The 10,671-nt window shown below is 44.7% G+C and carries 11 protein-coding genes; 7 read left to right on the forward strand and 4 right to left on the reverse strand.

Going from position 1 to position 10,671, the window contains the following annotated elements:
- The first annotated feature begins 99 nt into the window (after positions 1-99).
- The 4 genes from plsY to B9G53_RS16355 all read left to right on the forward strand — a co-directional run bounded on the left by plsY (position 100) and on the right by B9G53_RS16355 (position 3,418).
- Complete coding sequence (gene plsY / locus B9G53_RS16340) at positions 100-774, forward strand: glycerol-3-phosphate 1-O-acyltransferase PlsY (RefSeq protein WP_176453247.1); 675 nt, start codon at positions 100-102, stop codon at positions 772-774.
- Positions 752-1,942 (forward strand): aminotransferase class I/II-fold pyridoxal phosphate-dependent enzyme, encoded by a 1,191-nt coding sequence (locus B9G53_RS16345; RefSeq protein WP_094534140.1) that lies wholly within the window; start codon positions 752-754, stop codon positions 1,940-1,942. Before plsY ends, B9G53_RS16345 begins: the two co-directional genes overlap by 23 nt.
- Positions 1,943-2,219: 277 nt before the next feature.
- Positions 2,220-2,888, forward strand: coding sequence for a hypothetical protein (locus B9G53_RS16350; protein WP_094534141.1), 669 nt, complete (start codon positions 2,220-2,222; stop codon positions 2,886-2,888).
- 62 nt (positions 2,889-2,950) lie between these two features.
- Entirely contained in the window at positions 2,951-3,418 is a 468-nt protein-coding gene (locus B9G53_RS16355; protein WP_094534143.1) for an OsmC family protein, read from the forward strand.
- 91 nt (positions 3,419-3,509) lie between these two features.
- On the opposite strand, the gene B9G53_RS16360 is transcribed toward B9G53_RS16355, so the two are convergent.
- Positions 3,510-4,169: a LuxR C-terminal-related transcriptional regulator gene (locus B9G53_RS16360; RefSeq protein ID WP_094534145.1), complete on the reverse strand. Its 660-nt coding sequence runs from the start codon at positions 4,167-4,169 to the stop codon at positions 3,510-3,512.
- A gap of 105 nt (positions 4,170-4,274) precedes the next feature.
- On the opposite strand from B9G53_RS16360, the gene B9G53_RS16365 reads away from it, so the two are divergent.
- Together B9G53_RS16365 and B9G53_RS16370 are read left to right on the forward strand one after the other, a co-directional pair.
- The gene (locus B9G53_RS16365; protein WP_094534147.1) at positions 4,275-4,700 is read left to right on the forward strand and encodes an MAPEG family protein; all 426 of its coding nucleotides are present in this window, start codon (positions 4,275-4,277) and stop codon (positions 4,698-4,700) included.
- 150 nt (positions 4,701-4,850) lie between these two features.
- Positions 4,851-5,588, forward strand: a complete 738-nt coding sequence (locus B9G53_RS16370; protein WP_094534149.1) for an SDR family oxidoreductase — start codon at positions 4,851-4,853, stop codon at positions 5,586-5,588.
- 42 nt (positions 5,589-5,630) lie between these two features.
- On the opposite strand, the gene pheT is transcribed toward B9G53_RS16370, so the two are convergent.
- The 3 genes from pheT to B9G53_RS16385 form a co-directional block, all read right to left on the reverse strand.
- Positions 5,631-8,039 (reverse strand): phenylalanine--tRNA ligase subunit beta, encoded by a 2,409-nt coding sequence (gene pheT, locus B9G53_RS16375; RefSeq protein ID WP_094534151.1) that lies wholly within the window; start codon positions 8,037-8,039, stop codon positions 5,631-5,633.
- 184 nt (positions 8,040-8,223) lie between these two features.
- A complete protein-coding gene (locus B9G53_RS16380; protein WP_094534153.1) occupies positions 8,224-8,589 on the reverse strand; it encodes a type II toxin-antitoxin system PemK/MazF family toxin in 366 nt (121 codons plus the stop codon).
- Positions 8,583-8,837, reverse strand: coding sequence for an AbrB/MazE/SpoVT family DNA-binding domain-containing protein (locus B9G53_RS16385; protein WP_094534155.1), 255 nt, complete (start codon positions 8,835-8,837; stop codon positions 8,583-8,585). Before B9G53_RS16385 ends, B9G53_RS16380 begins: the two co-directional genes overlap by 7 nt.
- A 141-nt stretch (positions 8,838-8,978) precedes the next feature.
- On the opposite strand from B9G53_RS16385, the gene B9G53_RS16390 reads away from it, so the two are divergent.
- Positions 8,979-10,671, forward strand: a 1,693-nt coding sequence (locus B9G53_RS16390; RefSeq protein ID WP_141211800.1) for a hypothetical protein, incomplete at its 3' end; no start/stop codon positions are given.

The following is a 10,671-nucleotide window of genomic DNA, read 5'->3' on the forward strand; positions in this document are numbered from 1 at the left end:
TTATTAAACTTTGCCGTTAATCCCTGCTTAGTGAATGATTAGTGTTACGCAGCAAAGCCTCGCACCACTAATCCAAAAACTCTCTTAACGAGATTAATTATGGAACTTAGCTTATTGATTCTTGCTTACTTTATTGGCTCGATACCAACAGGTTATCTGGTGGGTCGAAGCGCAGGGCTTGATATTAGAGAACATGGTTCTGGTTCCACGGGAGCCGCCAATGTCTGGCGCACACTGGGTAAAGACAAGGGTTTTTTGGTGTTTGGGATTGATTTAATCAAAGGCACAACAACCATCTTACTAATACAATCTATTGGTGAACTCAAAACCACCTCAAGCCCTCTGTTTTTCAACAGTTTTGAGGCAAATATCCAGCCTCAAAATGAATGGTTTGTAGTAGGAGCAGCCTTACTAGTGATTTTGGGACATAGTTATTCATGTTGGATTGATTTTAAGGGAGGTAAATCCGTAGCTACAGGTTTAGGAATTCTATTGGCTTTTAATTGGATTGTAGGATTAGGAGCATTTAGTTTTTGGCTAGCGACGGTCGTCATGTGGCGAACGACATCGATTGGTTCTATATTGGCAGCGATCGCCGCCTCAAGTCTCATGCTTTGCACTCATTCGCCCGTCGCTTATAAATTGATGGTGTGTGTCGGCAGTCTCCTCATAATTTACCGACATCGCAGCAACCTTGATCGACTATGGCGGGGTACAGAGCTTAAAATCAACTTTTTTGAGAGCGATCGCCATGAAAATATATCCACGGATTGAGTTAGATATCTCAATTAAGGATTTAAGTATAAGCCTAGTTTCTTCCTTCGCATGGTCTGAAAGAGCAAAAATAATTACTCAGATTCAATCCTATTGGCATACATCAAAGGAAGTTCTAGTTACACTCTGCGTTAGAACTTCCTTTGATCTACTACTCCAAGCATTATGCTTACCTGCTGGCTCCGAAATTATGATGAGCGCGGTAAACATAGCTCACATGGAAGAGATTGTCAAAAAGCATCATTGTATTCCTGTTCCCATAGATATTGACTTAGAGACACTTGCACCCTCTTTAGAAGCGTTCAAAGCTTCTATTTCTAATCAAAGCAGGATATTTGTCGTAGCCCAGTTATTTGGTGCGATCGCACCACTCGATCCTTATGTCGAGATATGCAAGAGCCATAATATCCTGCTGGTGGAAGACTGCGCTCAAGCATTCGATGGTCTGCGTTATCTTGGACATCCTCATGCTGATATCAGTCTTTTCAGTTTTGGTCCAATCAAATCCTGTACTGCTTTAGGTGGTTCCGTAACCATCGTTCAAGATCCAAATTTAGCCCAGAAAATGCGAGATATCGAGCAAACCTATCCTGTCAAGACTGGTTTCTGGTTTGTGACAAGATTACTCAAATATCTCGGACTTAAAGTTCTCTCTACTCCTACGATCTTTGGGATTCTTATCGCTTGTTTAAATTTGCTGAAATTAGATGCAAATAATTTTATTAGTATGCTAACCCGTGGGTTTGGGAAAGGAGACATCCAGACTCAATTGCGATACCGTCCTCCCAATGGGATGCTGAGGCTTTTGCTCCATAGACTAGAGCACCTTGATGCAACCTATTACGATCGCCGCAAGCAGTCAGCCATTGTCTTCTTTGATTTATTAAAAAAGACAAGCTCTAATCTTGGAAGTGGTGTAATGCTGCATTCGTACTGGGTAGTTCCTTTGATGACAGAAAATCCAGAAATGCTAATGCAAACGTTGAGAAAGGCAGGATTTGACTCGACTACAGGAACAACTAGTCTGAAATCACTAGCGGAGGAGTCATCATTTGCAACTAAGTTAATGCGTAACATCCTTTACTTACCGATATATCCTGCTGTCCCATTAGAAGAAGTGGATCGCCTTGCCCAATTAATCAATCTGAATACAACATTGTCCTCATAGTCCTCATATGGCTAGCGATCGCTAGACAGCTATAGCAACGTAATATAAACCCAGAAGATGAGTGGCGGCGCTTCGCGCCGCCACTCATCTTCTGGGTTTATATTGCGATAGTAATTGAATCGACTAGTCTAAGCACACCTGTAGCTCTTGAATGAGGATTGCTTTTCCATTAACAAATTGATTTGACTTGATGCAGAAATTACTGCAACACACTCTCAATTCGATTGCGATTAAAATTGAGAAACAACGCAAACTTATCCACAAATAATTTAAAACTATGGCATTTGAGTTTGACCATCTGTTTGTCTGTACTGATATTGGAGCCAGTGAAGCTGAATTATTATTATCATTCGGACTATTAGAAGGTTCTTCTAATAAGCATATTGGGCAAGGCACAGTCAATCGTCGATTCTTCTTTCATAATGCCATGTTGGAATTATTATGGGTTGACAATCCTGAAGAAGCACAATCAGCAGATATCTGTCGCACTCGTCTTTGGGAACGTTGGAGCAATCGGAAAGATACCTGTCCATTTGGAATTTGCCTGCGTCCATCAGCAAGTAATAATAACATCGCAGCATTTTCGAGTTGGGCATATCGTCCCCCCTATTTGCCAGAAACTATGAGTATTGCAGTTGGCACAAATAGTGATGTACTGACTGAGCCAATGCTTTTCCAGACTCCCTTTGGCAAGCGTCCAGACAAATACTCTGCGGAGAAATCTCAACCTTTAGAACATCGTGTGGGTTTGCGCGAGATAACTCGTGTGGAATTAATCTATCCAGATGCAAATAATCCATCTCCAGAACTTCAATCCGTAATTGACACCAATCAGATCAAGGTGCGTGTTGGAGAAACCTACTTTGTAGAACTTGGTTTTGATGGAGAGTTGCAGGGAAATCGAGTCGATTTTTGCCCCAAATTACCTTTAACTCTATGTTGGTAAATTATTGGTTCGTGACTTCGCTCTGCATCAATAATATATTCACTTAATAACTAAAAATCAAAATGTCTGAATATACTGCCACTATCTGCTGGGAAAATCGCCAAGCAAAGTTTACAGACAACAGGTACAGCCGAGAACATACTTGGAAATTTGATGGAGGAGTTGAAATTCCTGCTTCTTCTTCACCTCATGTTGTGCCAGTACCATACTCCAATCCTAACTGTATCGATCCTGAAGAAGCTTTTATAGCCGCATTATCCAGTTGTCACATGCTTTGGTTTCTTTCCATTGCCGCCCAGAACAAATTTGTTGTTAAGAGTTATAGCGATCGCGCAATTGGCATCATGGACAAAAATGACTATGGAAATCTCGCTATGACAACCGTGCGACTATTTCCAAAAGTAGTTTTTACAGGAAATCACTTACCAACAGAGGAACAAATCGAGAATATGCATGATCAAGCCCATCACGCCTGTTTTCTCGCTAATTCCGTAAAAACACACATTACGATTACATCTATCCCCGCATAATACCAAAACACGAAATGGATTAGGCATTTCGTGTTTTTAAAACCCAAGAGAGAATTTTGGCACGAAGTGCTAAAACTCTCTCTTAGGTTTATTATTTTGTAGAAAGTTGTCCAACCATCTCTGCCCGCGATGACACCTCAAGCTTACGGAACATTCGCTTCAAGGCTTGCTTTACCGAATTTTCTGTAATCCAAAGCTCAATCCCTATTTGGGCATTTGTTCGACCAAGAGCAACCAGTTCCGCTATTTGTAACTCGCGAGGTGTTAAGAGATCGCTTCTCAGAGACTGATGCTGCAAACTATTGGTTGCGATCCAAGCTGATAAGTGCAAACAGATTGCGCTCAAATCAGCTAAGTTTTGCATATCAAAGCTAGTCATGGACTTCTCACGGGTACAGCCGACTACGCCCACTAATTGACCACTATTGACAATGGGACCTGCCATAACATGCCTATGATCGGGACGGGGACAAATTAATGACCAGACTTTGGGTGTTACAACTAAACCTTCATGGACAGGAGAATGTCGCTCGACGAGATAACGGGCAATGGGATTATGATCGACCGATAGCGCCACATTCAATATTTTCTGAAAATCACGATTGCCCAAATGTAATTGGTCAAAGAAAAAAATCGCCGATCGCGTAGCTGCAAAATATTCACCAATAGTCGGTGCAACCTGCGATCGTAAATTGTGTCGCTCCTGCGAATGGCTGATTGATTCAAAGATTAGCTTTAAGGGACTTGTCATAACCAAATTGTTGAACGAAGTGTACCCGATCGAGGTCTAGAGAAATTAATGCATTCAACTTAATATTACTCTCGTTCTCCCTAACGGATTGAAATAAGCGTAACAATGACACAGGAAGATATCTTCAGCCCCTTCTTTGCAACCATGTTCCTTACAATTTTAGTGTGGGTGTACATGTATATTCGCCGCATTAATTTTATTGTGAATAGAAAGCTGACTCCCAAAGAGCTTACACCAATTGCCCTCGCTCAGTTATCTCCTCCAGCAGTATCCAATCCATCAGATAATCTCAAAAATTTATTTGAGATTCCAATCATTTTTTATGTCCTTGTCTTCTATCTCTTCATCACCAAACAGGTAGATTCAATATATATAAACTCGGCATGGATTTTCTTTGGGTTTCGCACCTTGCACAGCCTTGTCCACTGTACATTCAATCTAATTATGCTGCGATTTTATCTCTATTTGATTTCCGCGATCGCCCTATGGTTTATGACAATTCGTGCAGCTCTAATGTACTTTAACTCCTAAATCCACTGACATTCAGTTAGCCTTGAGACCATCTCATAAATTAGCACCATACAAAATTATGGGTGAATTTCGCTCTACTTTACTTTGGTAAGCGACTGTTTTATCGTTGAAGCTAGACAAAGTTTAAATTCGTAGGAGTAAAGCCGCATCGTGCTTGATTTAAAAGGAAAGATAGCTTTAATCACTGGTGCATCGCGAGGCATTGGTGCGGCTGTTGCTCAACAGTTGGCTGAGCGGGGAGCCGATATCATCATCAACTACCGCAGCAAAGCGCATCGTGCCGAGGAAATTGCCGCGAATGTGATGGCAACTGGACAACGCGCAGTTCTCGCACAGGCAGATATCACCCAAGAAGAGGAAGTTGGCAAAATGATGCAGAACATTGCTACTGACTTGACGAAGCTGGACTTATTAGTACTGAATGCCAGTGGTGGTATGGAAAAGGATAAATCCGCAGATTATGCGATGGATCTTAACCTCAAGGCACAAGAGCGATTAGCCGATCTAGCTGTTCCCTTAATGAAAGATGGTGGGCGAATTGTATTTGTGACTAGTCACTTAGCACATTTTTATGGAAAAAAGCCTGTAAGTGCCATCTACGAAAACGTTGCCGCCAGTAAATATGCAGGTGAACAGTCGCTGCGCGATCGCATTCCCCAACTCACTGACAAAGGAATTAGCTTAGTGATCGTTAGTGGAGATTTAATCGAAGGTACGATCACGCCAAAACTAATGGAACGCGCAAATCGAGGATTTATCAATGAACGGCGGGAACAAGCAGGCACATTGCCAACCGTTGCCGATTTTGCAAAAGCGATCGCTGATGCTTGTGCAAATACCAGTCTCAGCAGTGGAGAGACCATATTTGTAGGAAGTACGGAATGGTAATTAGAAGCAAAGGGGGCGCTAAGCACCCCCTTTGTAAAAAAACTAACTTCTCAACGTTGCTTGGAACTTCTCTTCGAGTAAATCGCGTACTTTCTGATGAACGGGGTTAATGTCGGCATCAGTTAGAGTGCGATCGCTGGCTCGATAAACTAGTCTAAAGGCAAGACTACGCGAACCTTCGGGAACACCTTTACCAATATATTGATCGAAGAGCGTTACGGAATCGAGCAACTCGCCGCCCACATGGGTAATCGATCGCTGAATATCGGCAACCGTGAACTTCAATGGTGCAAAGAAGGCAATATCGCGATCGCTACTGGGATAGGTCGAGAATGACTGAAAAGTAGGAATCGACTTTTTCATCATTGCATCGAGCAAAGTATAGAAATCTAGCTCAAAGGCATAAATCTCATCAGGAAGTTCCTTCTCAGAACGTAACTGGGGATGTAACTGACCAAAAGTACCGAGGCGTTCACCAGAAATCCAGAGCGAAGCAGTACGTCCAGGGTGTAATCGCTCATCCTTTTGATCAGGTTGGTATTCCACAGTTACCGAGAGATTGTGGAATACGGAATCGAGCAGCCCTTTGGCTTCATAGAAATTCAAAGGCTTAGAATCATGCTGCCATGCACCCACGGTGGGATCGCCGCCGAAGATACCTGCAATGCGATCAGTTTCATCGCTACCTGCTTCATCGAGCCAGAATACGCGCCCAATCTCAAATCCATTCAAGATGCCATTACCTTGATTGATATTAAAGGCACAAGCCTCAATCAAATTGGTGAGCAAGTCGCCGCGCAAAGCACCATACTCGATCGCTACAGGATTATTGATTTTCACCTGATGCGATTCAGTGGGAGGGCATAGGGACATATGCATCACTTCTGTTAAGCCTACGGCACGGAAGGCAGCCCGAATCATCCGACCACCTTCTTGATCAGCGGAGAGGAATCCAAACTCAGTTCTCGCAGGTAAAGTCTCTACAAATTTATCATAGCCATAGATCCGTGCAATCTCTTCCACCAAGTCAATTTCGCGCTCAATGTCAGCATAGCGATAGGGAGGAACGGTGACTTTCCATGTGGCATAGCTACCTTCTTCGATTGGTTGCTTTTCTAGCTCAAAGGATAAAACCTTGAGAGTCTGCTCAACTTCCGCTTCCGATAGTAAAGCTAGGGCATCATCATCTTCGCGATCAACTTCACCTAATACTTGCCAAACTTTAGTCAAGCGTAAGTCAATGGTGCGAATTGCCTTAGAACGCGCATCAACAATGCTCTGTTCCACAACTTCACCGCCAGCCATCTCCGTAATCATCTGGATTGCTTTTGCCGAAGCCGACTCGATCGCAGCTTGATTAACACCACGTTCATAGCGAGCTGAGGCTTCGGTGCGTAAGCCCTGAGAGCGTGCCGAACGCCTTGTAGTAACCTGTGTAAATAGCGCCGCTTCTAAAACAATATTGGTAGTTTTGTCGGAAACTTCGGTTTCGGCTCCACCCATCACCCCTGCGATCGCGATCGGTTTGTCGCCCGATGTAATCAAGAAGTTTTGACTGGTGAGAGTGCGATCAACATCATCAAGGGTTTTAATTTTTTCGCCAGCCTTGGCAAAGCGCACCCCGATCTTCAGATCTTTCAAAGTATCCGCATCAAAGGCATGGAGAGGCTGTCCCCATTCCAACAGAATGTAATTGGTGATATCTACAATATTGTTAATCGAGCGCATTCCCGCCGCTTCCACACGACGCTTTAACCATTCAGGAGATGGAGCAACCTTCACGCCTTTGATTAAAGTACCGATATAGGCAGGACAGGACTTAGGATCTTCTACGGTCACCCAATTTGCGGCTTTGGGCTGAAAATCTTTAGTTGCTAGGGGTAACCGCACCTCTTTGCCTAGCAAAGCGGCGACTTCACGGGCGATCCCCACCACACTCAGGGCATCGGCACGGTTTGCGGTCGAGGTGACATCAAGGATCGCGTCGTCTAAACCTAGCAATGGACGCACATCTGCGCCGACGGTCACACTTTCAGGAAATTCATGGATGCCACTGGACTCTTTGGCTAGCCCAATCTCAGCTAGAGAGCAAATCATGCCTTCAGAACGCTCGCCACGCAATTTAGTGGGGCGCAGTTTCAAATCAATTGTCGGTAAATAAGTCCCAATCGTGGCTACTGGCACAAATAAGCCCTGTCTAGCATTTGCCGCACCACAGACGATTTGCAAGGGTTCAGGTGCGCCAATATCGACTTTACATACTTGTAATTTGTCAGCGTTGGGATGACGCTCGGCTGTGAGGATATGACCAACCACCACGCCCTCAGCCCATGTCCTGCGATCTTCGATTGACTCGACTTCAAAGCCTGCCATAGTCAGTTTTTCATCTAGCTCTTGGGGCGAGAGATCGCAGTCTACAAGTTCACGGAGCCAATTCAGAGAGATACGCATTGGAAAATTATGGAGAAAAGAGTATTAAGAAATATTCAGGCTATTGTAGTTTAGCAAAATCCGCACTCCAAACTCATTAAGTGTATGGCATGACGCTATAGCCCTGATTCTAGGCTTGCTGTATCGGCGATCAAACCCAAAAGAGAGTAGCGGCGCTTCGCGCCGCTACTCTCTTTTGGGTTTGCTATAGCTGAATGATTTGATTTAGGCGATCGCATACTTGAGTAAACAAATCGTTGTCCAATTTGCTTAGTGGATGAGGCTTGGCTCCACGAAGCCGCCAGTCAAAGGACTTTGGTTGATGGCAGAGAACGTAGCTGGATTTACTGCGTGAGGCTTTACCAACAGCAACTGCAAAGGGGTTATCAGCATTGTATGCAGCCGTTGTCATTGGTAAGCCAATCACGATCGCGGTTTTGTCATTAAATATGCGTGGTGATAGCACCAAGAAAGGATGAATGTCTCGCATTTCTTTGCCTACCTGCGGATTGCAATCAATCCAGATAATATCTTGGCGATCGGGTATCCAATCTTTGGAGGCTTTTACCACTTTTCTGCGCCTAGCTTTTGAGAGGTGGTCATGACTTCACCGCCATGTCGAACAGGGTCAAACTGGGCGAGACGTTCTTCAAGTGTTAATGGAGAATTGGGAACTGGAGCAATAATTACAGATCCATCAATTACGGAGAGGCGCACGCGCTGATTGACTTTTAAGTTTGCGGCACGGGCGATCGCTGCGGGTAAGCGTACTCCTAAGTTATTTCCCCATGTTTTGATATCTAGTATTGCTTCGGTCATGATGATTATATTTCTATGTTTAAACATAAGTATAAACATTTTGGAGTGTGATCATATGTAAAAATTGACTTTCGATACATCGATTAGCTCGATAGTAAAAGTTTTCGTTAGAATGGCAGCAGGTTTAGAGGATGCTGATTCATGGCAAGAATCTTTTTGGCGAGGACTGAGGAGCAGAAAAGATTTCGCGAAGTGTTGCGATCGCTACAACCAAATGCTGGTTCGCGATGGTTATCGGAGAACTTGCCAACGGTGGTAAAACTTTTACCTGCGAAAAAAGAAACGGTCAGTACATCACCACATATTTTCTTGCTCTATGGCGAAGGGGGAATGGGGAAAACGAGTCTGGGGAGACGTTTTTGTGATTTGACTAGGGATGAGTTTCCTAATTGCTTTGACGTTTTGCGATTGGATTGGGAAGAGGCAAAGAATGAGTATCCATCGCTGAATGTGGGACATGAATCAATTCGTCCTGAATCGGTGTTGGAGACAATTTATTTGGCGGTGAGTAAGGGGCGCGAGGGGATTTTTGAGAAATATCGGCAGGTGGAGAAAACGCTGAAACAAATTGAGGAAAAGGTGGATAAGGAACTGCAAGCAAGGCAGGGTGAGGGAGCAGAATATGCGCCGATTTTGAAAAAGGGTTTGAGTTGGTCGTTGGGAGCCTTGCGGAAACTGCCACAGGTGGAGGCGTTGCTGGGGGCGGGAGATGGCAAGGTGGATGAGGCGATCGCCGATAGTGCAGTGAGTGCTTTAGTGGGGTTGATGAAAAAGCGGTTGTCCTTGGAGGAACGCAGGATTTTTGCGACTCCCCATCGACAATTGGCAGAGGCTTTGGGGCATGGTTTACAGGCAATTTCTGCTCAGAAGCCCTTGGTGCTTTTGTTGGATACCTATGAGATTGTCGATCGCCTTGAGTGCGATCGCGTTTTACGAATGGTAATTAAGGCGGCGGGGCGGCGTGTGGTTTGGGCGATCGCGGGTCGGGCAAATATGGCGGATAGCTATCGGTTATCGCAGGATTATTTTCGTGGTTATCGGGATGAGTTTTCGGAAAATCTCTATGTTTACCCGATGAGTGAGTTTAGTCGGGAGCAGGTGAGTGAATATTTCGCGCATCCTGAAATCAATGTGCCTCTAAGTGACGAGGCGGCGGAGTCGGTGAAGCAGTTTAGTTTGGGGATTCCCTTTGTGGTGCAGCAAATTGCGGCGATGCGTCAACAGGGGATCGATCTTGCAACGATTCTCAGCGCTCCAACGGCGGATCGGGATGATGAGTCGCCCCGTGAGGCGGTGGTCAGGGCAACGAGCGATCGCTTTTTGCGGTATTGCTTGGATGAGCATGACAAAAAGGCGGTGTATGCGATGGCGATGATGCGTCGCCCTGATAACGAGTTATTAAAGGCGATGCTTGAGGTGGCTGATCTTGAGCCAGAAATGCGATCGCTGAAGGCAAGGCATTCGTTTGTATTGTTGGAGGGTAAGGGCATTAGGTTGCATGACAAGCTAGAGAGCTTTTTGCAAGACTATCTGCGTTGTGGGTTGGCGGGACAGTCACCAATGGTGCGGGAGTTAAGCGATCGGGCTGTAGCTTATTTGGAACCGCGTTTGAGTGAATGGACTCAGGAGTTTAAGGATACGGCAGATTATTTCGAGTCGGATCGAATTGCGAATGGGTTGTTGGATTTGGTGCAGCATAAGTTTTGGCAAGATGTGGAAGTTGGCTGGCGCTATGCCGTGCCGCTTTTTGTGGAGAGTTGGCAATATGATGGCGAATGGCAGGAGCAACTTTTAGGAATTATTGAGTCTTTTCAGGTGCGGTTTGATGGGGATA

It is taken from the genome of Pseudanabaena sp. SR411 (genome assembly GCF_002251945.1).
GTDB lineage: Bacteria > Cyanobacteriota > Cyanobacteriia > Pseudanabaenales > Pseudanabaenaceae > Pseudanabaena.